Source organism: Pseudoselenomonas ruminantium (assembly GCF_900104055.1).
Lineage (GTDB): Bacteria > Bacillota > Negativicutes > Selenomonadales > Selenomonadaceae > Selenomonas_A > Selenomonas_A ruminantium_C.
Genome location: NZ_FNJQ01000018.1, coordinates 30,189 through 55,452 on the forward strand (window position 1 = coordinate 30,189; position 25,264 = coordinate 55,452).

The 25,264-nt window shown below is 55.8% G+C and carries 25 protein-coding genes; all 25 read right to left on the reverse strand.

Going from position 1 to position 25,264, the window contains the following annotated elements:
* Window position 1: 1 nt before the first annotated feature.
* Window positions 2-409 (reverse strand): RuvC family protein, encoded by a 408-nt coding sequence (locus BLQ59_RS08620; RefSeq protein WP_074572469.1) that lies wholly within the window; start codon window positions 407-409, stop codon window positions 2-4.
* Entirely contained in the window at window positions 406-1,620 is a 1,215-nt protein-coding gene (locus tag BLQ59_RS08625; protein ID WP_074572471.1) for a DUF3084 domain-containing protein, read from the reverse strand. Before BLQ59_RS08625 ends, BLQ59_RS08620 begins: the two co-directional genes overlap by 4 nt.
* 26 nt (window positions 1,621-1,646) lie before the next feature.
* On the reverse strand, window positions 1,647-2,747 hold the full coding sequence (locus BLQ59_RS08630) for an LptF/LptG family permease (RefSeq protein ID WP_074572473.1): 1,101 nt from the start codon (window positions 2,745-2,747) through the stop codon (window positions 1,647-1,649).
* A gap of 11 nt (window positions 2,748-2,758) precedes the next feature.
* On the reverse strand, window positions 2,759-3,493 hold the full coding sequence (lptB, locus tag BLQ59_RS08635; RefSeq protein ID WP_371118277.1) for an LPS export ABC transporter ATP-binding protein: 735 nt from the start codon (window positions 3,491-3,493) through the stop codon (window positions 2,759-2,761).
* Window positions 3,494-3,500: 7 nt separating this feature from the next.
* On the reverse strand, window positions 3,501-4,184 hold the full coding sequence (locus tag BLQ59_RS08640; RefSeq protein WP_074572476.1) for an LptA/OstA family protein: 684 nt from the start codon (window positions 4,182-4,184) through the stop codon (window positions 3,501-3,503).
* Complete coding sequence (lptC, locus tag BLQ59_RS08645) at window positions 4,181-4,735, reverse strand: LPS export ABC transporter periplasmic protein LptC (RefSeq protein WP_074572478.1); 555 nt, start codon at window positions 4,733-4,735, stop codon at window positions 4,181-4,183. Before lptC ends, BLQ59_RS08640 begins: the two co-directional genes overlap by 4 nt.
* The gene (locus BLQ59_RS08650; protein ID WP_074572480.1) at window positions 4,735-5,646 is read right to left on the reverse strand and encodes a lysophospholipid acyltransferase family protein; all 912 of its coding nucleotides are present in this window, start codon (window positions 5,644-5,646) and stop codon (window positions 4,735-4,737) included. Before BLQ59_RS08650 ends, lptC begins: the two co-directional genes overlap by 1 nt.
* Before the next feature lie 34 nt (window positions 5,647-5,680).
* Window positions 5,681-6,250, reverse strand: coding sequence for a KdsC family phosphatase (locus BLQ59_RS08655; RefSeq protein ID WP_074572482.1), 570 nt, complete (start codon window positions 6,248-6,250; stop codon window positions 5,681-5,683).
* Window positions 6,250-7,227 (reverse strand): KpsF/GutQ family sugar-phosphate isomerase, encoded by a 978-nt coding sequence (locus tag BLQ59_RS08660; RefSeq protein ID WP_074572486.1) that lies wholly within the window; start codon window positions 7,225-7,227, stop codon window positions 6,250-6,252. Before BLQ59_RS08660 ends, BLQ59_RS08655 begins: the two co-directional genes overlap by 1 nt.
* A gap of 28 nt (window positions 7,228-7,255) precedes the next feature.
* Window positions 7,256-8,083, reverse strand: a complete 828-nt coding sequence (gene kdsA / locus BLQ59_RS08665) for a 3-deoxy-8-phosphooctulonate synthase (protein WP_074572488.1) — start codon at window positions 8,081-8,083, stop codon at window positions 7,256-7,258.
* A gap of 277 nt (window positions 8,084-8,360) precedes the next feature.
* Window positions 8,361-9,089, reverse strand: a complete 729-nt coding sequence (kdsB, locus tag BLQ59_RS08670; protein WP_074572490.1) for a 3-deoxy-manno-octulosonate cytidylyltransferase — start codon at window positions 9,087-9,089, stop codon at window positions 8,361-8,363.
* Between the two features lie 12 nt (window positions 9,090-9,101).
* Window positions 9,102-11,600 carry a tetraacyldisaccharide 4'-kinase gene (lpxK, locus tag BLQ59_RS08675; RefSeq protein ID WP_074572492.1) on the reverse strand — a complete coding sequence of 833 codons (2,499 nt, stop codon included), beginning with the start codon at window positions 11,598-11,600 and terminating at the stop codon, window positions 9,102-9,104.
* 4 nt (window positions 11,601-11,604) lie between these two features.
* The gene (msbA, locus tag BLQ59_RS08680; RefSeq protein WP_074572494.1) at window positions 11,605-13,347 is read right to left on the reverse strand and encodes a lipid A export permease/ATP-binding protein MsbA; all 1,743 of its coding nucleotides are present in this window, start codon (window positions 13,345-13,347) and stop codon (window positions 11,605-11,607) included.
* Window positions 13,348-13,359: 12 nt separating this feature from the next.
* On the reverse strand, window positions 13,360-14,508 hold the full coding sequence (gene lpxB, locus BLQ59_RS08685; protein ID WP_074572495.1) for a lipid-A-disaccharide synthase: 1,149 nt from the start codon (window positions 14,506-14,508) through the stop codon (window positions 13,360-13,362).
* A 116-nt stretch (window positions 14,509-14,624) separates the two neighbouring features.
* Window positions 14,625-15,428: an LpxI family protein gene (locus BLQ59_RS08690; RefSeq protein ID WP_074572498.1), complete on the reverse strand. Its 804-nt coding sequence runs from the start codon at window positions 15,426-15,428 to the stop codon at window positions 14,625-14,627.
* Between the two features lie 27 nt (window positions 15,429-15,455).
* On the reverse strand, window positions 15,456-16,271 hold the full coding sequence (gene lpxA / locus BLQ59_RS08695) for an acyl-ACP--UDP-N-acetylglucosamine O-acyltransferase (protein ID WP_074572500.1): 816 nt from the start codon (window positions 16,269-16,271) through the stop codon (window positions 15,456-15,458).
* A gap of 170 nt (window positions 16,272-16,441) precedes the next feature.
* A complete protein-coding gene (gene fabZ, locus BLQ59_RS08700; protein WP_074572502.1) occupies window positions 16,442-16,882 on the reverse strand; it encodes a 3-hydroxyacyl-ACP dehydratase FabZ in 441 nt (146 codons plus the stop codon).
* Between the two features lie 28 nt (window positions 16,883-16,910).
* The gene (gene lpxC, locus BLQ59_RS08705; RefSeq protein ID WP_176756767.1) at window positions 16,911-17,738 is read right to left on the reverse strand and encodes a UDP-3-O-acyl-N-acetylglucosamine deacetylase; all 828 of its coding nucleotides are present in this window, start codon (window positions 17,736-17,738) and stop codon (window positions 16,911-16,913) included.
* A 19-nt stretch (window positions 17,739-17,757) separates the two neighbouring features.
* Entirely contained in the window at window positions 17,758-18,657 is a 900-nt protein-coding gene (locus BLQ59_RS08710) for a lysophospholipid acyltransferase family protein (protein ID WP_074572504.1), read from the reverse strand.
* 4 nt (window positions 18,658-18,661) lie between these two features.
* Entirely contained in the window at window positions 18,662-19,678 is a 1,017-nt protein-coding gene (lpxD, locus tag BLQ59_RS08715; RefSeq protein WP_074572507.1) for a UDP-3-O-(3-hydroxymyristoyl)glucosamine N-acyltransferase, read from the reverse strand.
* 15 nt (window positions 19,679-19,693) lie between these two features.
* The gene (locus tag BLQ59_RS08720) at window positions 19,694-20,143 is read right to left on the reverse strand and encodes an OmpH/Skp family outer membrane protein (protein ID WP_074572509.1); all 450 of its coding nucleotides are present in this window, start codon (window positions 20,141-20,143) and stop codon (window positions 19,694-19,696) included.
* Window positions 20,144-20,188: 45 nt separating this feature from the next.
* Window positions 20,189-21,277, reverse strand: a complete 1,089-nt coding sequence (locus BLQ59_RS08725; RefSeq protein WP_074572511.1) for a hypothetical protein — start codon at window positions 21,275-21,277, stop codon at window positions 20,189-20,191.
* A 91-nt stretch (window positions 21,278-21,368) separates the two neighbouring features.
* Window positions 21,369-21,833 carry an OmpH/Skp family outer membrane protein gene (locus BLQ59_RS08730; protein ID WP_074572512.1) on the reverse strand — a complete coding sequence of 155 codons (465 nt, stop codon included), beginning with the start codon at window positions 21,831-21,833 and terminating at the stop codon, window positions 21,369-21,371.
* A gap of 117 nt (window positions 21,834-21,950) precedes the next feature.
* Complete coding sequence (locus tag BLQ59_RS08735) at window positions 21,951-23,240, reverse strand: acylphosphatase (protein WP_074572514.1); 1,290 nt, start codon at window positions 23,238-23,240, stop codon at window positions 21,951-21,953.
* Window positions 23,241-25,187: a BamA/OMP85 family outer membrane protein gene (locus tag BLQ59_RS08740; protein ID WP_074572535.1), complete on the reverse strand. Its 1,947-nt coding sequence runs from the start codon at window positions 25,185-25,187 to the stop codon at window positions 23,241-23,243.
* Between the last annotated feature and the right edge of the window lie 77 nt (window positions 25,188-25,264).

Consider the following 25,264-nt stretch of genomic DNA (forward strand, 5'->3'; position numbering starts at 1 on the left):
GTCAGCTCTCCTCTTCCTCTTGTTCCTTTAAAAATCTCCGGGCGAGAATCACCGCCACGAAATCATCCACAGGCACCGGCGGCACCTGCATGGTGACCGGCAGCAGCCTGCGCCAGCCCTGCGGGGGATGGGCTTTCCAGTATTCCCCGCGGGCCATCTCCGTCGTACGGTATTCATCCCGGACAATCAGCTCTAAATCCGGCACCGCGCCCAAACGCTTATGGGCGGTCTTGCTTGTGGTGCCATTGCCCATAATGAGACGGCTAAAGCCGTATTCAGCTTTAGCCGCAGTCACTTCCATAATCAAGTTTTTTGTTTCGATAACCCTTTGGCAGAGGACTACGCCGCCCGCGTCGAGGACTGCGAAGCCGCATTTGTCCCTGCCGGGATCCAGGGCTGCAATGTTCATTGTGTCACGTTCTTTTCCACATTTATTTTGAGCCGCAGCGGGCCGGAAGCATCGGTATCCCCGTTGGCATAGGCCGAAAGGATCACGCGGCCGCGCTGTCCTTTGAGCTTCGCCACTACATCGTAGAACTGGGCGCCTTCCATCACGCCGACCGTGCCCCGCAGGGGATCGGGCAGGATGCCCTTGGTCGTCGCAGCAAAGTTGACGTCCTTCAGGAAGTTCATCACCGTTTCCTCGGCTTCGCTGTCATCCCCGGTTTCAAACTCGTAGGGACGGGCGATGATGAACTCATTGTTCCGGAAGATGATACTGTTGGGGTATAGCTCCAAATTGGTGCGGACATCCTCGCCGCGCACCAGATTGCCTGCCGCCACGATGCGCACCACCATGTCCTGCGGACTCTTGGCAATGGTTTCCACCGCCGCATCATGCTCGGGCCGGTAGATCCAGATATCCTGATCGGAACGGTCCTGGCCGAAGCGGGTGGACACATTACGGTTGGCCAATGCGGCCAGCGAGGCCAGATCGGCCGCCACTTCCTCCTGCGGACGATTGCCGCGGATCACACCGCTGGCAATGATCTCACCCGCCCGGAAGGCAATATCTCCCTCCCGCATGGTTATGAGGCCATCCCGCAGCTTATTGGAACGCTCCTCGAGCGCTTTATTGTCAGCGGTCAGATTCTCATTTTTGGCCGTCAGATCGCTGTTGCGGCCGGCCAGTTCTTCATTGCGGCTGCTGAGCTCACCATTCCGGGCAGAGAGCTCGCTGTTGTCAGCCAGCAGGGCCTCATTGCCCGCCTGCAGCCGGGCAGATTCTGCCTGCAGTTCCTGCTGCTGCTGATTGAGTTTGTCGATATCGGCCTTGGACTGCTGCAGGGCCGCATCGGTCTTTTCCTGTTCGGATTTGGCCGTCAGCAGGGCCTCTTCCGCATTCTGCAGGCTCTGCTTCGTTTCCCGCATACTGCGGTTGAGCTGCTCCATGCCAAAAAGTGCCGTGCGCACGTTCTGTGAAGCCGCTGCCATCACGCCGAAGGTCAGGGCGGTGATCACGACACCTGTGAAGATCGTTATGACGATGGACGTGTGCCGGGGCCGCAGGCCGAAGATCGACAGGCGTTTCTTGCCGATCTTCGTGCCCAGCCGGTCGCCGATGAAGGCAATGGCCCCACCGGCAATCACCAGCACCGTTATCAAGAGGATTCCATCCAACCTGCATCCGTCCTTCCTAAGATAGTTTAACGGGAAGCCCGTTTAATGAGATATGCACCAGCCACGAGGCCGATCAGATTCGGCATCCAGACCGCCAGCATGGGCGGCAGGGCCCCGCTGCGGGCCAGTGCATTGCCCATGGTCATCAGGGCATAGTAGAAAAAGATGATGATGACGCTGATGGCAAAGCCCGCCGACGACGAATTACGCGTAGGCTGCAAGCCGAGCGGCACGCCGATCAGGGCAAAGACGAGACTGGCCATCGGCACGGTCACGCGCTGATAGAGCTCGGCTTCGAGCTTGTTGGTATTGACGTACTGCGTCTTCATGATATCGATCTGCGCCCGCAGTTCCTTCATCGTGAGTTCCTCGGAATCCTTCTGCTCACGGACAATCTGCTTGGGACCTGCGCTAATCGGCAGTACCTGCGTCTTGAAGCGCACGGTATGCTCGCTCTTGCCATCGCCCTCGCTGATATCGTAGATCATGCCATTGTGCATGGTCCATATATTGCCATTCCATTCGGCATAGTCGGCATTCTCCACATGGGTTACCTTGCCATCGTCACCGAATTCCTGCAGGGTGATGCCCTGCAGCTGCTGGGTTTCCGCATCATACTGGCGGGCATAGGCCAGCCGCTGGATCTTGTCTTTATGGATTTCCTTCAGGATGATATGTTCCTGGGATTTCATGCCGCTGTTGCCTTCGATCTCGTAGTAGACCACATTCTTATAAGCCGTATTAGCCCAGGGCACCACGTATTCATTGAAGGCAATCGCCATGAGGCTCACGATGAAGCCCATGATGATGGCCGGCATCGCAATGCGGGAAAAGCTGATGCCGCAGGACTTCATGGCCGTGATCTCGCTGTTGCTGGACAGGCGGCCAAAAGTCAGGAGTGTGGCCAGCAGCATGGACATCGGGAAGGTCCAGATGACTACCTTGGGCAGGCCGAAGATGAAGATCTTCACCACGGCCTGCAAAGAAGCACCATAGTCCGTGATATATTTGGCAATCTTGAAAAGGGTACCGGAACCGATAAACACCGCGGAGAAAGCACAGATGCCAAAGACAAAGGCCAGCGTCACCTCGCGGAATATATATTTGTCTAAAATTCGCAAACGCATCGTAAATCTCCTTACAGGGTGAAGTTCTCGCCTAAATAGAATTTCCGGGCAATGGGGCTTTCCGCAATGGTCCGGCTGTCGCCTTCCAGCAAAATCTTACCCTCGCTCAGGATATAAGCCCGGTCCACAATCTGCAGGGTTTCCCGCACATTGTGGTCGGTGATCAGGATGCCCATTCCGCGCTGCCGCAGGTACTGGATGATTTCCTGGATATCGGCCACGGCCAGCGGGTCGACGCCGGCAAAGGGTTCGTCAAGCAGGATGAACTGTGGCTCGAGGGCCAGACAGCGGGCGATTTCCACGCGGCGGCGCTCACCACCGGACAGCTCCGTTCCCTTGCGGTTACGCACATGCGTGATGTGGAATTCAGCCAGGAGCTCCTCAAACTTCGTACGCTGTTCCGCTTTGGACAGCCCCGTAGTCTCCAGGATGGCCATGATGTTTTCTTCCACCGTCAGCTTGCGGAAGATGGAGGACTCCTGTGTCAGATAGCTGATGCCGAGCGAAGCCCGCCGGTACATGGGCATTTTCGTGATATTCACATCGGAAAGGAATACTTCCCCGGAAGTGGGCTGTTCAAGCCCCACAATCATGTAGAAGGATGTGGTCTTGCCCGCACCGTTAGGGCCTAAGAGCCCCACGATCTCCCCCTTCTCCACGCGCAGGGATACCCGGTCCACCGCCGTATGTTCTTTGAATCGTTTTACCAGATTTTTCGCCTCGATATGCAAGGTCCTGTCCTCCATCTATGTTTCACTTCACCTTGGCGCGTCCGTTCGGATCAAGGTAAAGCGTCAGTTTGTTGCTCTTCATGGTATTGTTTTCCTGTACGGCCCAGGCATTGCCCGTGAGTACCACACGGCCCTCCTGCTTGCCCACATAGTCGGCATTGTCGCCGCCGGCTTCCATCTGCCGGGAGGGGCTGACCACATGGACATTCCCCTTGCCGATGTAATGTTCATCATCGAGCCAGCCTTCCATGTAGTTGGCCGTGAATGTGCCATCGGCATTGGAAATCGTGCCGCCGCCCGGGATCTTCACGTATTTGTTCGCGTTAGGATAGTAATCCACCTGCTCGCCGGCAAAGGATTTATCCCCGTCCGTGCCCCGGACGCTGCCCGTAGCCTGCATGTGGCTCTGGGCATCCATGATGATCTTGTTGCAGGTCACGCGCAGGGTATCGCGCACAGCGATGACACTGCCTTCAATCGTGGCCAGCTGTGTCTTGGAATTATAAGTGGCCTTGGCGCCCGTAACCTTGGCATTGCCCTGCTTTAAAAGCACGTCGCCCGTGGCCACGGCCTGACCACTCTGCATATCATATTCCACGGTATCTGCGTTGAGCTCTGCCGGCTCACCCGCTGCAGAAATATGGCCCAAGGGTAGAGCCAGACTGAGTGCCATTGCCAGCGTTATCTTCTTCATTCGACTTGTCATTTTGTTTCTCCTCCCTTGGCCAGATGTGCCTTGCCAATAATCTTGATCTTATTGAAGCCATCCGAACTTTCAATGCGGTCGCCGGTGGCCAGCAGATCATCTTTCGTTGCCTTTGCACTGCCAATAGCCGCCAGGATTTCCTTGGCTGCATCCCAGCGCAGTTCATCGCTCGTGAGTTCCGTGCCATCGCTGTTCTTCACCGTGACATTACCGGTGATTGCGATATCCTTGCTCTCATTGGCGTAAGTTCCCTTGTCGGCCTTGACTTCGACCACGCGTCCATCTTCCATATAGAAATGGCCGGAGAGCTTCTCCAAGGATGCATCCTTGGTATCGATATTGACTTCGATATGCTCAGCCGTGAGATCCCAGATCTTGCGGCCGTTCTTTTCCTCGCTGATCTCATTGCCGTCATAGCTCATGACCTTGCTGTCCACCTGCGGTGTTTCCGGCATGTCCGGACGCTCCGGCACAGTAGTCACGGCCCAGACGACCAGCGCGGCAAACAGGGCGATACCTGCTGCCAGCAGCAGTTTGCGTTTTTTGTCCATCAGGCTTCCTCCTGTGCTTTGACCGTGTGATGCTTGCCTACGTTCTGCTTCTCCACGGGGGTATTCCAGCGCTTCTGGAACCAGAGCCACTGGGTGGGATTCTCACGGATGATGTCTTCGATGATCTTCGTCATCCGCACCGTGAAGTCATAGAGATCCTTGTCCGTATCCCCCGTATCCTCATAGCGCATGACCTCGCCAATCACGACCTTGTGTTTGCCGTTCGGCTGACGCAGGATGAACGCCGGCAGCACCGGCGCATTGAACTTGCAGGCGAACACAGCCGGTCCCATGGGCGTTGCCGCCATCTTGCCGAAGAAGGGCAGGAAAGCCCCGTTGGGGCCGCCGTCCTGATCGGCCAGGAAGCCTAAGATCTTGCCCTTCTTGAGCGCCTTGGCTGCGGCCAGGAGCTCACTGGTTCCCCGGGAGAAAATCTCCACATTGATGGTTTTTCTGAGATCATTGAGCGCATTGGTGTACTGCATGTTGGGCTGCGGTTTGGCAATGGCCGTAACCGGCAGTCCGTTCATGGTGAAGGAAGCCGAGAGCCACTCCCAGGTACCGATATGGCCCGTGAGCACCACTACGCCATGGCCTTCGGCCAGCGCATCAGTCATGCGCTCGAGATGGTCGATCTCGATGTACTCATGAAAGTTTTCCGGCGTGATATTGGGCATATAGAGGATTTCCAGTACATTCCGTGCCAGATTCACAAAGGACGCGCGAATCGTCCTGCGGGCTTCCGCCTCCGTCAGATCCAGCGAGCGCTTGATCTGCTTTACGGCCAGCTCCCGCTGTTTCTTGATCAGCAGATAGTAAAGCTGTCCGAGCACCCAGCCAGCGGCCATCACAAGTTTGTAGGGGGTATGACACACCACCCAGCTCATGAACATCACGAATTTATACTGCATTAATCTTCTTCCCCCAAATAATTCCTATTGGGGCTTACTGCACAAGCCCCGCATTTTCTTCAAGTTTCACCGGCACCAGGAAGCTGGCGATGATTTCCTCCCATTTTCCCTGCGCCTTAAAAATGAATTCCAGCAGGTCACGGACAGCCCCATGGCCGCCCGTGCAGTCGGAAACCACCAGCGAATGCATGCGCACGGCCGGCACGGCATCGGCCACAGCCATGGGCAGGCCGACCTGCAGCATGATGGGCAGGTCGATGAGATCATCGCCGATATAGGCGATCTCCTCATCGGCAAGGCCTGTATGTTTCTTCAGCTCATTGTAGGCCTCACGCTTATCCGAATTTCCCTGGAACACCTCACTGATGTTGAGTTCACGAGCCCGATAGGCCACCTGCTTGGACTGACGGCCCGTAATAATGGCCGTCTTGAGCCCCAGGCGATGCGCCAGCGTGATGCCCAAACCGTCACGGCAGTTGAAGGGCTTATAGAGCTCGCCCTGCTCGCCGATATAGATGCCGCCATCCGTCAGCACACCATCCACATCCAGGATGATGAGCTTGATCTTCTTGGCAGCCCGCAAAGCATTGCTGTGAATTTCCATTATACCACTCCTTGCCGCAGCAAATCTGTCAGATGAATGATACCTACAGGAACATTGTTTTCGTCAATAACCGGCAGCACCGTAACCGGACGCGGTTTATGCTTCTCCATGACGGAGAGCGCCGAGGAAGCCATGGCCTCCTGCTTGATGGTCAAAGGCGTTGCGAACATGATATTGCCCACGGCCTCGTCGAGGAACTTGTAATCCTTGGCCAGCGCCCGGCGGATGATACCATCGGTGATGATACCCACCAGTCTGCCGCTGTCGTCGATAACCGAAGCCGCGCCCAGGCCCTTGTCCGTCATGATGAACAGCGCATCTTTGGCTGTCTTGTCCTTATGCACAATGGGATTCTCGTCCCCGGTATGCATGACGTTCTTGACCGTGAGCAGCAGTTTCCTGCCTAGAGCGCCGCCCGGATGGAACAATGCAAAGTCCTGACTCGTGAAATCGCGGACGCTCATCAGCGCAATGGCCATCGCATCGCCCATGGCCAGCGTCGCCGTCGTGCTGGCGGTCGGAGCCAGCCCTAAGGGACAGGCTTCCTTTTCCACGCCGATATCCACGAAGTAGTCGCTATTCTGCCCGAGCTGGGAATCACGGCGGCCGCACATGGCAATGATCTTCGCACCGATGCGGTGGATGATTGGCAGGATATTGACGACTTCCGTAGATTCACCGCTGTTGGAAATGGCGATGACTACATCGTTTTCCGTGACCATGCCCAGATCCCCGTGAAACGCTTCACCGGGATGCATAAAGAAAGCCGGCGTTCCCGTGCTGGCAAAGGTGGCCGCCATCTTGCGGCCGATATGACCGGACTTGCCCATACCGGTCACCACAACGCGGGCCTTGCAGTCCAGGATGCACTGCACAGCTGCGACGAATTCCTCATCAATACGGGATTTTAACTTTTCCACGGCATCCGCTTCAATGACGAGCGTTTCCAGCGCCGCTTTTTTAATCTGTTCTATCAATCTTATCCCCTCATTATAACACAGGCAGTTATTTTACTTTATGGCGCACGATCTCGTGGATAGCCACAGCATCCTTCAGCAGTTCTTCGAGCTTGTCGAGGTAAACCATATTGGCACCATCGGACAGGGCCTCTTCCGGATTGTCATGAACTTCGAGGAACAACGCATCAACGCCGGCGCCCACAGCTGCCCGCACGAGGTATTCCACATACTCGCGGTTGCCTGCAGACGTCGTGCCATTGCCGCCCGGCAGCTGCACAGAGTGCGTGCCATCCATCACCACGGGATAGCCGAAGGAACGCATGATCGGCAGCGACCGCATATCCACCACGAGGTTGTGATAGCCGAAGGACGCACCGCGCTCGGTCAGCATGATCTGATCGCAGCCGCTTTCATGGAGCTTGTCCACCACATTGCGCATGTCCTCCGGCGCCAGGAACTGCCCCTTCTTGACATTGACCACACGCCCCGTCTGGGCAGCGGCATGCAGAAGATCCGTCTGGCGGCACAGGAACGCCGGAATCTGCAGGATGTCCACGACTTCGGCCACAGGCTTCGCCTGCGCAGCCTCATGAATATCCGTCACCACCGGCACGCCCAGTTCTTCCTTGATGGTCCTCAGCATCTCGAGGCCCTTCTTGAGGCCCGGGCCACGGAAGCTGTGATAGGACGAACGATTGGCCTTGTCAAAAGAAGCCTTGAATACATAGTTGATATCCAAGCGCTCACAGATTTCCTTGATGGTGCGGCCAATCAACAGGCAGCGATCCAAACCTTCCAGCACGCACGGCCCAGCGAGTAACGTCAGCTTCTCCCCGCCACCAATCACATAATTACCAACTTTAACCTGATTCATATTCAAGCTCCTTTCACCTTTCCACAAACATGTTCGCGTCAACAACCCCTCCACCGCTAATGCGATTCCCCTCCCCTTTCAGGGGAGGCTGGGGAACCAGAATCTCTTTTTATTTAACGAGTATAACTTCTTACCACCCGAAAAAATAATGGTAAATCGTTGCCCGGTGTCCATGGATGGACACCGGTGGCTTTAAATCCCGTGATGGGATTTTGAGCCACGTTTTCTTTTTGGTACTTTTTCTTTGCGCCAAAGAAAAAGTACAGAAACAACGCATTTACTTTAACGAGTTATATATTTCGTTGACCTTTGCAAGGTCTTCAGCCGTATCAACGCCCACAAACTTGGCTTTCGTCTCAACCACCTTGATGCGGTACCCATTCTCCAGCGCCCGCAGCTGCTCAAGCGACTCCGACTGCTCCAGCGGTGTCGACTCCATCTTCGCATACTGCAGCAGGAAATCCCGCTTATACGCGTAGATCCCGATATGCTTATATACCGGGCAGCCTGCATTACGCGGGTACGGCAGCACCGACCGCGAGAAGTACAAGGCATAGCCCTGCTTATCCGTCACAACCTTCACATTGTTGGGATTCTCAATCTCCGCACGGTCTGACATCTCAGTCTTGACCGTCGCCATCTGCAGCTCGTTGTCCACTGCGAATACCGCTGCCAGTTCATCGATCAGCGAGGGCTCGATCAGCGGCTCATCTCCCTGTACATTGATGATGAGGTCCGCATCAGGGAAGGCCGCAGCAACTTCTGCCAGCCGGTCCGTGCCTGTGGGATGATCTTTCCGCGTCATCATGGCCTTGCCGCCATTGGCTTCCACGGCCGCCAGGATGCGTTCATCATCCGTCGCCACGATGGTGTCGGATACCAGCTTTGCCTGGGAAGCCCGGTCATACACCCGGCACACCATGGGTTTGCCGGCAATATCTTTAAGCGGCTTGCCCGGCAGGCGCGTGGACGCATAACGGGCGGGAATCACACAAAGTACCTTCATAATCTCTGCCTCTTATCTTTCTGCTCTCTTGCCCAGTTTATTTTCCAACCGCTGGGCCAGCAGTTCCTGGAATTCTTGTTTGCCCTGCTGGAAGTTGACTTCCACACAGATCACATAGACGGGAATCGAGATGCCCGAATGGATGACCTCCATGGGGATCTTCACCGCATCCTTCTCTGTGATGACGATGGCCTCAGCGCCCATGCGTGCTGCCTGATGGAGGATGTCCGCCATCTCCTGCATGCTGTAGTCATGGTGGTCCGGATAGCGCAGGCTTTCCAAAATCACCACGCCCAGATCCGACAGCGTCTGTTCGAAGGACGCGGGGTTGCCGATGGCCGATACCGCCATGATCTTCCGGCCCCGCATCTGATTGACATCGATGCCGTCACCGGCGATATCCACATACCAATCAGCCAGCGGGATGAAGCGGCGTGGCTCATGGATGCTTTCCACGATCTGCGCCGCCTCATTATAGCGGTGCACCGTATCGCGGATGTATTCCCGGGAGCCTGCCGCAGCCTGATCCACCTTGGTCATCAGGCACACATCGGCCCGGCTGATATGGGAAATCGGCTCGCGCAGGGTTCCGCGCGGCAGCATGTAGCCATTGCCAAAGACATTGACCGCATCCACCAGCAGGATGTCCATATCGCGCTCGAGCTGCCAATGCTGGAAGCCATCGTCAAGGATCGCCACTTCCGCACCGAAGTTCTCGATGGCATACTGGCCTGTAACGGAACGATCCGCACCAATCAGCACGGGGACCTCCGGCAGATGCTTGGCCAGCATGAAAGCCTCGTCACCGGCATCTGCTGCCGTCATATGCAGGCGCTGGCCATCGGATACGATGCCGACACGGCCATGCCATTTGGCCCGGTAGCCGCGGTTCAGGATTACGACCTTGTAACCCATATCGCGGATATCGCTGGCCAGACGCTGAGCCGTCGGCGTCTTGCCCGTGCCGCCCACCGTGACATTACCCAGACTGATCACAAAGCAGTCAAGCCGCCTGCGGCTGAAGATGCCATGGCGGTAGCCCCAGAGCTTGATATCCACGAGCAGCGCGTAGATCCTGGAAAACACATAGAGGATGGCCGTCAGGATATGCATCCCGAAGCCATCGACCTCTTTCTGATGCACAAGATCGATGAAATAGGTCTGGAAATTGTCGATTTTCTGCGTCGAGCGGGCCCGCTGCCGGTTCTCCGGCTTGCTTTCGTAGTTTTCCAGCATCTCCCGCAGGATGATGGCGGACTTGCGCGATGCACCCTTGTTCTCACCCACAATGGCCAGCGTTTCCGCCTCCAGCCGATGGCGGTGTGCCGCATCGTCAAAGAGTCTGGCCGTCTCCTGTGCCAGTTCCTGTTCATTGTTGACGGTGATGCAGGCATCCCGCTTCTTGAACAGGGCATGGGTGTCCTTGAAATTGAACATATAATGACCGACGATGATGGCCTTGCCATGCGCCGCCGGCTCGAGGATATTGTGCCCGCCATGCGGGATCAGGCTGCCGCCTACATAGACCACATCGCCGACACTGTAGACCTTGCCCAGTTCGCCGATGGTATCGAGAATCACGATATCGGCATCCTGCGGGCCGCTCTCCTGCTGTTTCGTGCGGGTAGTCACCGTAAAGCCTGCCCGCTTGCAGAGGTGGATGACCTCCTGGGTACGCAGAAGTTCCCGGGGCGCGATGACCAATTTGGCCTGCGCATGTTTTTCGCGCACGGCTTTGAAAGCCTTGAGCACGAAATCTTCTTCCCCGCGGTGGGTGGAACCGGCCAGCAGGATGCCCTTGGCATTTGCCAGCCCCATCTCATGGATGATGTTCTCTTTTTCAGCGGGGCTCACATCGGTATAGGTCTGGTCAAATTTCGTGTTGCCCGTGACCGTCACGAGTTCCGGCGGAGCGCCCAGACGCTTGATATAGTCTGCATCGATATCCGACTGCATGGCGAACTTGGTCACCGTGCCGATCATATCGGTCAGCAGGCTGTTGAGGTACTTGTACTGCTTAACGCTGCGGTCACTGATACGGCCGTTGACCATCATAACCGGAATATGCAGCTGCCGGGCTGTCTTCAAAAAGTTCGGCCAGAGTTCCGTCTCCACGGGCAGGAACACCCGCGGATGGATCCGGCGCAACACCCGGCCGGACAGGATGGGCAGGTCCAGCGGGAAATAGATGATGGCATCAGCATCCTTGATGATGCGGTTGGCCATCTCATAACCGCTGGTTGTTACCACAGACACCAGGATCGGCGTCATCGGGAATTCCCGATGAAACTCCTTGATCAGCGGGCTTGTCGCTACGATTTCACCCACAGAAGCCGCATGCACCCAGATGCAGTGCTTTTTAGCCACCTTGTCCAGCGTATGCTCCGGGAAGATGCCCAGGCTTTGCCGGATGCGTTCCACGAAGCCCTTTTCCCGGACCGAGCGGATCATAAACACCGGTATGATCAGAATGACGACTAATATCGCCGCTAAATTGTAGAGGATCTGCATTATCTTAAGCCCCTTCTAACACGGCATTCTTCTTGAACTGGATGTTGTAGAGATGACTGTAGAGGCCATCCTTTGCCAGCAGTTCTTCATGCGTGCCATGTTCTTTTATCTTGCCGCCATCGATCACGTAAATCTGATCGGCGTTGAATATTGTCGAAAGCCGGTGCGCGATAACAAAGGAAGTCCTGCCCACCATGAGGCTGTCCAGCGCTGCCTGTACGATCTTCTCACTCTCCGTATCGAGCGCGGAAGTCGCCTCGTCCAGGATCAGGATGCGCGGATTCTTGAGGATGGCCCGGGCAATGGACATGCGCTGCCGCTGGCCGCCAGAGAGGTTCAGCCCCCGCTCGCCGATCGGCGTATCATAGCCCTGAGGCAGTTCACGGATAAAGATATCGGCATTGGCCGCCTTTGCCGCTTCGATGACCTCTTCATCCGTAGCATCAAGACGTCCATAACGGATGTTTTCCATAACCGTTGTGGAAAACAACATCGTCTCCTGCGGTACGATACCGATCTGTTCCCGCAAAGAAGCCACGGTCACATCCCGGATATCATGCCCATCGATGGAAATGGATCCGTCGTTTATCTCATAGAAACGGGGAATCAGGTTGGCGATGGTGGACTTGCCGGCACCACTGGGGCCAACGAAGGCAATCATCTGTCCCGGCTTCACCTCAAGGCTCACATTCTCCAGTGCATTGATGCCTTTCTTATAACCAAAGGTCACATCCTTTACTTCCACATGACCTTCGATTTTCGGCAGGGGCTGGGCGCCTTCCTTGTCGGAGATGGTTTCCGGCAGGTCGATGACCGCAAAGACACGATCCACTGCCGCCATCGCTTTCTGCAAGCTGCCATAGACACGGGCCAGACGCTTGACCGGGTTGGCCAAGTTGACCGCATAAGTCAGGAACGCCACGAGAGCACCAGCCGTCATATCACCGTTAACCACTTCATAGCCGCCAAAACCCACGATGAAGGTCACAGACACAGCCGCCAGGAATTCCACCGTCGGCGTAAGCAAACTCGTGAGTTGTACATTCTTCATGGCGGCCTGGAAGTTCAGGATATTCTGATTGATAAAACGCTTAATCTCATATTCCTCACGCACGAAGGATTTGACCACGCGGATGGAGGAAATGCTTTCCTGCAGGAGCGAAGTGATATCAGCGGCCCGTTCCTGAATCACAGTACCATTGCGCTTGAGCTTGCGGCCAAAGATCTTCATAGCCTGACCGACCAACGGGATAACCACAAGCGTCAACAGGGAAAGCTTCCAGTCCAGATAGAGCATCATGGCGATAGAACCGATCAGGATGGAACCTTCCGTGACCATTTCAATGAGCTGATCCACAAGGGCCGACTGAATGGCGCCCACATCATTGGTGATATAGCTCATGGTCTCACCGGTCTGATGCTTATCGAAATAGGCCATCGGCATGCGCTGGAATTTGCGGAACATCACTTCCCGCACATCGATGACCACTTTCTGCCCGATATAGGACACGAGGTAGGACTGCCCATAGTAAAAAACACCACGAATCAGGAAGACCACCACTATGCTGACACAGATAAGATATAGCATCGTCATATCTTTGTCCGCCAGCACCTGATCCACCATGTCTTTGATGATCCATGGCAGGTACAGGTTGCAGGCCGCTGCCACCACGATGCAGACAATGGCCAGCCCCAGACGCTTCAGATACGGCCTGATGTATTGCAAGAGCCGTGTATAATTCTTCATTTATTTCCCTCTCTATCGCTTCGCTGCGGCATACTCCCGCGCCGCATTCAAAATTCTCTCTGCTACCCGGCCTGAGGCCCCCGGTGCCCCGAGTTTGCTGCAGGCCAGTTTCAGTTTCTCCACTACTTCCCGGCGATGCTGTTCACCGGGGTATAGCCTTGCCACTTCCCGCGCGATGTTGTCCGCTGTGACAGCATCCTGCAGGAGCTCCGTCTGGAAACCTTCATTCAGCAGGATATTGGGCAGGCTGAAATTCTCGACATGTACCAGCAATTTCCCAATAGCATAGGAAATCGGTGACAGGCGGTAAAGCACCACACAGGGCAGGCCTAAGATCGCCGCCTCCATGACCACAGTGCCCGAGGTCGCCATAGCGGCATCCGCCGCCGCCATCAGGCTGTAGCGCTTCTCATTCGTCAATGTGACCGGTACACCGGCCGCAGCAATCATTTCCTCGATGCGTTCCCGGCTCACCGTATCCGCCACGGGCAGATAGAAGACCGTAGCCGGCCGTTCCTGCAGGAGCTTCTTAGCCCCTTCCAGCATGGACGGCAGCAGAAGCTCAATCTCCTGCCTGCGGCTGCCCGGCAGCAGCAGGACAGCCGTCTTATCCTCCGGCATCCGGAAAAAACGACGTGCCCTCTCTCTTGGCATCTCAGGCCTTACCGCATCCACCAGCGGATTGCCTACAAAGGAAATCTTCGCGCCGGCCTGTTCATAGACCTGCAGTTCATGCGGAAAGATAGCGATGAATTCATCGGCAATCTTCGCGCAGGACTTCGCCCTTCCCTTGCGCCAGGCCCAGGCCGATGGCGGGATATAGGAAAAGACGGGTATGCCTAAAGCCTTGGCCTTTTTCGCCAGCCGCCAGTTGAAGTCCGGATAGTCAATCAGCACGAGCATATCCGGCTTTTCCTCCCGCATAAACTCCGTCAGATCTGCCAGCAGCTTGAAAATGCGGCGGATATTCACAAGGACTTCCCAGATCCCCATCACACTGTAATCGGCAAAGTTCTGCCGCAGGCGCACGCCCGCATCTTCCATGCGGCTGCCCCCGAAGCCGATAAGCTCGGTTTCGGGCGCCATGGCAAGGATGGCCCGGGCGATATTCTCACCATGTACATCCCCTGACGCCTCGCCAGCGGAAAGCATTATCTTCATGGGTTGTCCTCCTAACATTCAATACTAAGCCAAATTACATTATAACATCTTATCGGACTGATATAAAGAGAAAAAACGCCGGGCATACGATTTGCATCCCCGACGTTCCTATTGGATTACATAGCCATAATGGTAATCCCATTGGCCTCTGCCAACGCGATAACCTCATCCTGTTCCACGAACAGCGTAGCATCGGCTTCAATCGCCAGTGCCTTAGCCCCTGTCTCCACCATCATCTGCATGGTCTTCAGGCCAACCGTGGGCACATCGAAGCGGCTGTCCTGCTCAGGCTTAGCCACCTTGGCTACCACGGCACCGCCGCCAGCCAGCTTGCCGCCCCGCAGGATGCAGGCATCCGTACCCTCAATGGCTTCCAGTGCCATCACAGCCATATCCTTGACTACTACCGTCTGCCCCACATCCATCCGGCCGATTTCCTTGGCCATCCTGAAGCCGAACTCCATATCCTTCAGCTCTTCTGCCGTAGGCTGGCGTTTGGTGAGCACGCCCTTGCCCGGCATAAGCTTGCGGATGAGTTCCGTCTGGTCAAAGACCTCCACATCGATTTTCTTGAGTTCATCGATGATGGCCAGCATGATGGTGTCGTCCTTTCGGTCCGGCACCCGCATCAGTATCTGCATGGCCTTGAGATCCGGCAGCGTCTTCTTGGCAAAAAGCACTTCCTTCGTGACCTTGCCAATCATCGTGACCTTATGGATATCATTCTTTTTCAGGTGTTTGAGGATCTTTCCCACCTTCATGACATGGATTTCCTGATAGTCATCAGCATAATCCTTGAGACGGGAATCCGTATCCGGCAGGAGCGCCACCGCATAGACCTCGTAGCCCAGTTCCTTTGCCGCCCGGGCAATCTCCACCGGCAGGGCACCAATGCCTGCCAAAAGTCCAATCCGCTCCATAAAAACCTCCACACCTCAAAATCTTACTTACTTGTCTTCCCGGCGTTCCCGGCAAATACCGCGCTCTGCATTGCGCAGGAAGCGCAGCAGATGATCCACTTCCTCACAGGCCGGCACTTCCTGTTCGATGATGCCGATAGCCTGCTGCAGGCTCAGCCCCGAACGGTAGAGAATCCGATAAGCCTGCTTGAGGCTGCGGCGGGCTGCCGGTTCAATGCCTGCGCGGGCAATGCCCACCGTATTGAGCCCTGCCACCTTGGCCGGCTGGCCAGCCACGATCGTAAAGGGCACCACATCCTGCACGAGACGGCTCATGCCGCCGATCATCGCATTGCGGCCGATCTTGACGAACTGATGTACGCCGGTCATCCCGCCGATAACAGCCCGGTCTTCTACAATGGCATGGCCGGCCAGGCTGGCCACATTACTCATGATCACCCGGTTGCCGATCACGCAGTTATGCGCAACATGCGTGAGCGCCATCAGCAGGCAGTCATTGCCGATGCGGGTTTCTTCCCCCTCACCGGTAGCCCGGTGCACCGTAGCACCTTCGCGGATGACCGTACGGTCGCCAATGGTGGTATAGCTCTTCTCACCCTTGAACTTCAGATCCTGAGGTTCTTCACCGATGGAAGCGCCCTGGAAGATATGGCAGTCCTTGCCAATCTTCGTCCAGCCGGTAATCACCACATGGGGACCGATGATCGTGCCTTCACCAATTTCCACATTGGCACCAATCACACTGTAGGGGCCGATCTTTGCTCCAGCGGCGACCTTGGCTCCCTCTTCAATAATCGCCGTGGGATGTATCTGTGCTTCTGCACTAATATTTTCCGCACTCATCTCTACAACTCCTTATAACGCCACAGGCAGTTCCTGCGGTAAAACCATTCTCTTTGCTCTGTCTTTCCTATATACTCCCAAACTAACCTCTAATCCTCACAAATCATCTGACAGCAAATTCAGGCGTTATCTGAGTTGAACAAAGATTATCGTTCATTTTCACCATCAAATCACATATTTTCTTCTTTTCTCATGGCAAACTTAAAGTCTGCAGAGGCTACCAGCTGATCGTTTACATAACCATCGCAGTGCAGCAGGCCGAAATCGCCGCGTACCTTGACGATATGCGCTTTAGTCACGAGCTGGTCACCAGGCACTACCGGGCGCTTGAATTTGATGTTTTCCATGCCGCCGAACATAGCGATCTTGCCGCGGTGTTCCTCCGGGTAGAGCATAGCCACACCACCGACCTGAGCCATAGCCTCTAAGATGAGTACGCCCGGCATGATGGGATGCCCTGGGAAATGACCGGCAAACTGCGGCTCATTCATCGTGATGTTTTTGACACCCGTAGCAGACTTGAACGGCTCAATCTCCAAGATGCGGTCCACTAGCAGCATCGGCGGACGATGGGGCAGAATCTTCATGATATCCGTAATTTCCAAAACCATTTTTTATTCCCTCTTCCTATTCAGTATCTTAACCTAAATTCTTCTGCAGTTCCTTGGCCAGAGCCGTATTAAGCGCATGACCGGAGGCCACCGCAATCACATGACCGCGGATGGGGCCGGCCAAGCGCAGATCCCCGATGACATCCAGGATCTTATGGCGCACCAGCTCGTCCTCGAAATGCAGGGGATTGAGCCAGCCTTCATCATTGTAGACAATAACGCTTTCCAGCGTGCCGCCCAGACCTAACCCCATGCTGCGCAGCGCTTCGATTTCCTTCTCATAGGCAATGGTACGCGCCGGCGCAATCTCTGCTTCATAAAGTTCTGGCGTGACTTCAAAATTCTCATACTGGATGCCGATCAGCTTATGCGGGTTCACCGAGGTGAAGCTCACGCGGAAGCCGTCGTAGGGAACGACCATCACAAAGCGGTTCTTTTCGTCATCATCAATGCGGTAAGCTTTGTCGATGACGATTTCCCTGCGCTCTGCCTCAAGTTCCCTGATGCCGGCCTGCTTCATGGTCCGGAAGAAGGCCAGGGCAGAACCGTCCGCCACAGGCGGCTCTTCGGCATCGATCTCGATATAGCAGTTATCGATGCCCATAGCATGGAATGCACTCATCAGATGCTCAATCGTGAACACCTTGCAGCCATTTTCCTCCACAGTGGTTGCCCGCATGGTCGAGGTAACATTGGCTGCCGCGGCATGGATCTGCGGTCTGCCCTCCAGATCCGTACGCACGAACACCAAGCCCGTATCAGCCGGTGCCGGTTTCAATGTCATATGCACTTCGCGGCCGGAATGCAGGCCGATACCGTTATAGATGGCCTCTGCCGCCAGTGTTGTCTGTTGCAAATTAATTCCTCCTGCAAATTCATTCTTGCTTATTTTTTTCGATTTCCTGCGGTAAGAATTCCTCCCGCACGGATTTCCAGCGGTCATGGAGCCAGAACCACTCTTCCGGGTATTTCCTCACATGCGCTTCGATGATGTCGTTGATCTGCTGTGTCGTGCGTTTGATATCCGCACGCTTGTCTGCCGTCTTTTCCACATACAGGGGATCATGCACCACGAGCGTATGCCGTCCCTGTTCATCCCGATGCATGAATACCGGGAAGATCGGCACATCCTGGAAACGGGCCATAGATGCCGCCCCCGGCGTGCAGTTCGTAGGCCGGCCAAAGAAATCCAGGATGATGCCATCATGACGGTTGGTATCCTGGTCCATGATCAGGCCGATAGCCCATCCCTGTTTCAGCATCGCAAACATCTCCCGCACGCCGGTCTTATAGGTGATATGCATGCCGATCAGCGTGCGGTATTCATTGATGAAGCGGTCTGCCGCTGAATCCTTCTGCTTCATGGCCACGCCCACAAGCGGGATGCCCGCCATGGCAAAAGCACCGCCCATCAGCTCCCAGTTGCCGCTATGGGCGGCAGCAAAAATAGCGCCACGGCCATCTGCCATCCCCTGCTGCAGTTTTTCCAAGCCTTCTATGCGCACGTACCGTTCCGGATGTTTCTTGATCACCGGGAAGCGCAGGACCTCAAAGAGCATGGGCCCAAAGCGCACAGCACTGGCCTTGGCAATGCGCAGGGCCTCAACATCATCCACCCCTAAGCACATCCTGACCTGATCCACCGCCAGCTTTTTCCGCTTTTGGGGTACCACCAGCCAGGCCAGATTGCCCAAAGCGCGGCCTAGTAATTCACAAAGGCCGCGTGGCAGGGTGCAGGCAATCAGGCTGATTGCCTTCAAAACATAGTACAACAACGTCTCAGCCCTCGTACTTAGCTAATTTCTTTTCCAGCTGCTTGATTTTCTTGTTCATTTCCGGCAGGCGTTTCATCAGCGCCTGCATGCGCAGCCATTCTGCATGCGGCTGCACGGGGAAACCGGCACAGAAAACACCTTCCGGCATATCGCCGATGATACCGGAACGGCCGCCATAGACGGAATTAGCTCCGATATTGATATGGCCGACCGTAGCGGACTGGCCGCCAAAGGTCACGTTATGCCCCACCGTCGTAGAACCGGAAATACCCGTCTGCGCCACGATCAGGCAGTTCGCGCCAATCTTGCAGTTATGGCCGATATGGACGAGATTGTCGATCTTCGTACCCTTGCCGATGACCGTTGCGCCCATAGCGGCCCGGTCGATACCATCATGGGCACCGATTTCCACATCATCTTCCACGACCACGATGCCCACCTGCGGTACCTTGGTGTGAACGCCGTCTTTCGTCGTGAAGCCGAAGCCATCGGAACCGATCACAGCCGAGCTGTGGATCACGCAGCGCTTGCCCACCCGGCAGTATTCCCGCACCGTAGCGCTGGAATAGATCACTGTATCGTCCCCGATCTCGGCATACTGACCGATATAGGTATGGGGATAGAGCACGACGTTGTCTCCGATGACGGCATGGTCGTCCACCATGGCAAAAGGCATGATGGTCACGTTCCTGCCGAGCTTCACATCCTTGCCGATATGTGCCTTATCGCTGACTTCCACAGCCCGCTCAAGCTTCGGCGTGAAGATGGAGAGCAGTTTAGCAAAGGCCGCACGGGGATCTTCCACATAGAGAGCCGTCTTCGGGAAATTCTCTGTGCCCTCCGGCAGCATCACAGCTGCCGCCTTGCAGGTCTTTGCCTTCTCGATATGGGGTTCCACGGCAAAGGTCAGATCACTGCTTCCGGCACCGTCGATATTATCGAGGCCCTCTATCTCCACGGCAGCGTCACCAGCAATGCGGCCGCCGACCAGATCTGCGATTTCCTGTAATGTCTTTTTCATCCTGCCACTCCGATCTTACTGCAACTGGGCGATAACTTCATCCGTCACGTCGATAGCCCCGGTAACGGCCACCGGCTGATCGGCGCTGTTGTTGACCACCGCATCGAGTTTCTTTTCCTTGCTTACAGCAGCCAGTGCCACATCCATCTTCTGGCGCAGCTGCAGGGAGTAGGACTGGTTGAGTCCCTGAATCTTGCGCTGGCTGTCCATCTGGGCTTTCTGCAGCTCTTCCTGCGTCATGTTCGGGTTCTCCTGCATCTTCTTCTGCAGTTCTTCTCCGGCCTGCGTCTGGGCTTCCTGAATCTTCTGATTGCCCTCTTCCACGAGGCTGCTGATCTGCGGTGCCTCCTTGGACACCCGTTCACCGTCTATATAGCCGATTTTCGTCTGGCCGCAGCCGCTGGCCAAAGTGGCACAAAGCAGAGCCATAATCATGGCAGCGGTTGTTTTCTTGCGTAATTTCATGATAACTTCGCTTCTTTCTTTTCAATATTGATAGGATCTTGGTTATTACAGATTTTTCATTTCCTGCACGATCTCATCCGTGACATCCTGCGTTGTGATGCCGAGAGCAATGCTGTCCCGCGGACCGATATCCGTCACCCCGTCTGTCTGCGGCAGGAAAGAACGGATATTCTGCGGATGATGCACGAGAATCAGGGTGAAATGGTGCAGGATGGCTATTTTGGCCGCCTTGCCCGCCACATCGTTCAGGATATGGGCTTCAAGGGCGGAGAGCTCGCTCTTCTTTTCCGCCAGCTGCTGGCGCTTTTCCAGCCGCTGCTGGACCTTCAAAGCCATTTCCTGCTGTTTCTGCAGCGCCTCGGCATTGCGGGCCTCGGCCTCGCTTTTGGTCTTCAGCGCCTCAGACATCTGCTGTTCTTGGAGCTGCGGCAGGCTTGCCTGCCATTTGGCCAGTTCCGGGCCCAGCTCTTTCTGCACATAGGCTTCGATCTCCGACTTGTAAGACTGCCAAAGTTCGTACTGGCGGCGCCCGCGCTCAGACTGCAGGCGGCTGCGCTGCTGCAGCCAGTCCTCGCGTTCTGCAGCGATGCTCTCCTTGGAATCCAGCGGATTGTGCATGGATGCCTGATTGTCCAGCTTGATATTGAGGTTCAGGATGGCATTGAGGTATTCTTCATCGATTGCCTGCCGCCGGGCCTGAAAATCAGCCTCGGTGTTCTTCTTATAAGTCTCCCGCAGGCGCTGGGCCTTGCGCTCGAGCTCCGCCCGGCCGCCGATGATGTCAGCGGCATTCTTCTGCCAGACGGATTCCTTGAAAGTTTCTTCGAGCAGCTGGGGATTCTTCACCGCGAGCAGATCGCCCACATCATTGGTTTCCAACGACAGGAGCTCACATTCCGCCTGCAGGTCCTTAAACTTTTCGTAATCCGGATGAGCCTCGATCACCTGCTGCCAATTGATGATACCGGTATCGGCCTCAGCGGCAGCCGGTGGCGGCTCGGCCTTGGGCAGGATGAACTCCCTTGCCAGCCAGGCACCTAACAAGACAAAAGCGAGAGCCACCACTGCTCCCACAAAGATATGGCGGCCTCGCTGCCTTTTCTCTTTTACTTCTTCCTTGCCGGACTCTGCCATGGTGACACCTCACTTTTAAGCTTAAAAGTAGTACCGAGCAGATTATGCTCGGTACTTACCTTTCTATTCTAATCAGTGTAGCACCTGACTATTATTTGCTGACCTGCTTCAGGACATCCTGAGTGATGTCCACGCCGCCGTAAACCACAGCGCCCTTGTCGAGGACAACGGACAGCCCCTTCTGTTCAGCGACCTTCTTCACGGAATCTTCCACGCTCTTGGTGATGGGTTCCATGAGTTCCTGATTCTTCTGCTGCAGGCGCTGCTGCGTCTGCGTGTAGTAATCACGCTTTTCATTATCGTTCATGTTAGCGGATTTGGTCTCAAATTCCTTCTGGGCAGCCGTGACAGCTTCCTGCATTTCCTTGGAAGCTTCCTGAACCTTCGGATGCTGGCTCATGATCTGGCTGTAATCAACCACGCCCACATTGGAGCTGGCTGCACTGGCCATGTTCGGGCCGAACTGCGTGAGAGCCATCGCTACCACAGAACCCACGAAAGCCAGCGCGATGAGAATGCTAACAATCTTAACCTGTTTTTTCTGCAATTTAACCATTTCAAAATCTCCTTTTCCCCTGAGGGGATTTTCGTTGAATTTATAAATGCCGTATACGATAGACATTATAACTCTATGGAACAAATTTTGCAATGACAAAATCTGTCCCGCACACACCTAAAAATTGCCAATCAGACGCAGCCAGTTCTGCTCATTGTCCACCACATACTCCAATCCCATAAAGTCGTGAAGCTGATAGCGCAGGGCTGCCTCTCCGAGCCGGTCTGCCCGGCGGTATTCATAACGCAGGAGCCAGCGCGGCCCGAGCTTCTGGGCAGCATCGTAGATAAAGCCATGCCGGCGGATATCATAGCGCATCCCCAGCAGGCGCCCGCCGGGAAGGTCATGATGCCAGCCCAGTTGCCAGCCCCAGCGCACTTCTTCCGGACGGAAATCCACCTGTGCAAAGAGCTCATCCCGCGCCCCGAGCTTCTGTCCGCCATGCAGTCGGAAGAGCAGGTTCCTGTCGGAATCATGTTTGCCCTTGTCCTTGCGCCCCAGATCCAGCCAGCCGGTAAGGCGCAGACGATAGCGGCTGCTGTCCGAACGGCTCATGACATGGCTGCGCTCGTCCGGATCGATTTCCACCTGCGTCTGCATCCTGAGCCGCCGGAAATCCGGGCCATCATCCAGCTCCCGGGCAAACTGCGTGGCCAGCTCCTCCCGGTGACGGCTGACAAAGCCCACCGGCACGCCCACGATATCATTGACCTGATTCTGCATGCGCTCACGATGCGTGAGCAGGGAAGAACTGGGTATCGTCCCCGAGCGCATGGATAAATCCACCGTCCGCACCACTGGCAGCCGGGGATAGACCGTAAGCCGGACGCTTGCCGCAGATTCCGGGCTCAAATCAAAATCGCCCCGGAACTCCGGCAGATGCTCCTGCAGATAGGCATTGAGCTGCTGCTTCAGGATGCCATTAGTCCAATCGGCTGCTGCAGTCGGCAGCCCTGTCAAGGCATGGGCAAAGACCTGTTCCACGCCGGCCAGGTCCTGCCGCACCAGCTTTTCAATGCGGGGCGGCATGCCCTCCACGGTGGTTTCCACCGCCACCGTCTGAATGGTCTCCGACCAGGGCAGGAGCTCTACCTGCACCGCCGTATGCTCCCCGGGCTGTAGGTGGACGGAACTGACCGTATAGCCGACCAGCACTTTGTCAAAGACCTCATGGATCAAATTCTCATAAGTCACCTGCTGGCTGCGAACTGCCGCGATCTCCCTGCCTTCCAGCAGCTGCTCGGCGATAGCCGCCACACTGCGGTTCATGCGTTCTGCCACCGGCGGTGGCAGGTTGCTGCGGGCAGTGGTGACCGCCGTTATCTGCACCACCCGTTCTGCTGCCGCCACCGGCCCGGCTGGTATGAGCAGCAGCACGGCCAGCAGGACAGCAACGAAATTTCTCATTTAGAACGTGCCACCCACGGAGAAGTGTACGCGGCCGCCCTTATCGCCACGGCCATAGTCCAGACGCAGCGGACCGATCGGCGTATTCAGGGACAGGCCTACACCGACACTGCCGTGGATATCGCCGCTCTTCGGCATGAAGTCCTTGCTCCAGGCCGCACCCCAGTCCGTGAAGACCGCCCCCTGTACCTTGGTGACAATCGGGAAACGGTATTCCACCGTAGCCAGGCCCATGCGGCTGCCGCGGTACTGATCTTCGCGGTAACCGCGCAGGCTGTTCTGGCCACCGACCTTGTACTGGTTGAATTCGGAGATATGGCCGCGTCCCAGGCCATACTGGCCGCGCAGCGCAATAACCTGTGCATGGCCGACCTTGAAATAGCGCTGATCCTCAATGGTTGCCTTCTGGAAATCGAAGTCACCGCCCAGACCGGCCACCTCTGCCGACAGGCTGACCTTGCCTCCTTCGGTCGGGTTATAGATATTGTCGCGGGTATCAGTCACATGCTCCAGCGTCACACTGCGGGTGGTGCCGAAGTTATACTTACGCCAGGCTGCACCGGCATCACCGCTGCGGTCAGCAACATTACCGGTTTCCGTATGACGCTTGTAGCTGTCCTTACGGTTCTTCAGCGTGATATAGTTTGTAGAATACTCACTGACCGGGCGGCCCAGGGTAATCTCACCACCGGCGTATTTACGCATATAGCTTTCTTTCAGATTACCATCGGTATCGTAGTCATCATATTCATAGGTACGGTTATAAATGCGCAGCGTACCCACGGTTTCCTTTTTATCGATGTACGGGTGGCGCCAGGAGAAGGAATAGCCCTGGGCATCGGTCTCGTCACCGCTCTTTTCATAGGTGATGCTCACGGCATCGCCCGTGCCGCGGAAGTTAGTATCGCCGATGCTGACCATTCCCAGCACGCCGTCGGCCGTGCTGTAACCGGCACCGATACCGAAGGAACCCGTACGTTTTTCCTTGACATCCAGTTCCATGACCACGGCGTTTGGTTCCACGCCCGGGTTCATCTTGATGTTGACATCTTCAAAGAAGCCCAGGTTGTAAACGCGCTGCATGCTGCGGCGGGCCTGCTTGGAGTTGAAGGGCTCTCCCGGTTTCTGGCGCATCTCGCGCAGGATGACATAGTCCTTGGTCTTCTTGTTGCCTTTGACCTTGAAGCCTTCGAGCTTGCCCTCGTTGATCTTCAGCGTCAGATTGCCTTCTTTATCGATGTTCATATCTGTGACCTTGGCCAGGATATAACCGTCCTTGCGGTACACCTCCTTGATGGCCTGGATATTCTGCTGCAGATTGCGGCTGTTCAGGATCTCACCGGGCTTCACCGTAACGCAGGAAGCCAGAAGTTCCGTCTTGATCACCGTATTGCCCGTGATGTTCACGCTCTTGAGCACCGGATTTTCCAGCACATGATAGGTCAGGACCACGCCTTCCGGCACCTTCTGGAAGGTCGGGAACAGATCATAGAAATAACCTGTATTATAGATGGCCTCACGGTCTGCGTTCATGCCCTTCAGCGTGAACATATCGCCGGTCTTCATGCCCAAGGCTGCCTTGGCCGTGTTTTCCGTCAGCGGCGTCGTGCCCTCGAAGACGGTATCCACAATGGTTTGGCCTTCGTATTCCTTGCCGAATTTCTCGATTGCATCTTCCTGCGGACGGTTCTTGGCCCATTCACTGGTACGGGGATCCACATTTACGGCATCCTCTTTCTTCTCAGCCGCAGGCTGTGCCTGTGCATCCTTATCGGCAGCGGCGGCTTCTGCCGGCTGTGCCTGCGCAGCCTCTGCAGCAGCAGCATTCTCAGCCGGTTTTGTCTCAGCAGCGGCCACAGTCTGTTCTGCCGCTGCCGGTGCAGCTGCGGCCGCATCAGCAGTTGCTGCCTGCGCCATCCCCGGCACCACTGCGAAACTCGTGGCCATAGCCACGGCATAAGCTAAAAATCGTCTGTTCTTCTGTTTGGAATCGTACAAAGGTCAAACCTCCCAAAATCGTTTTC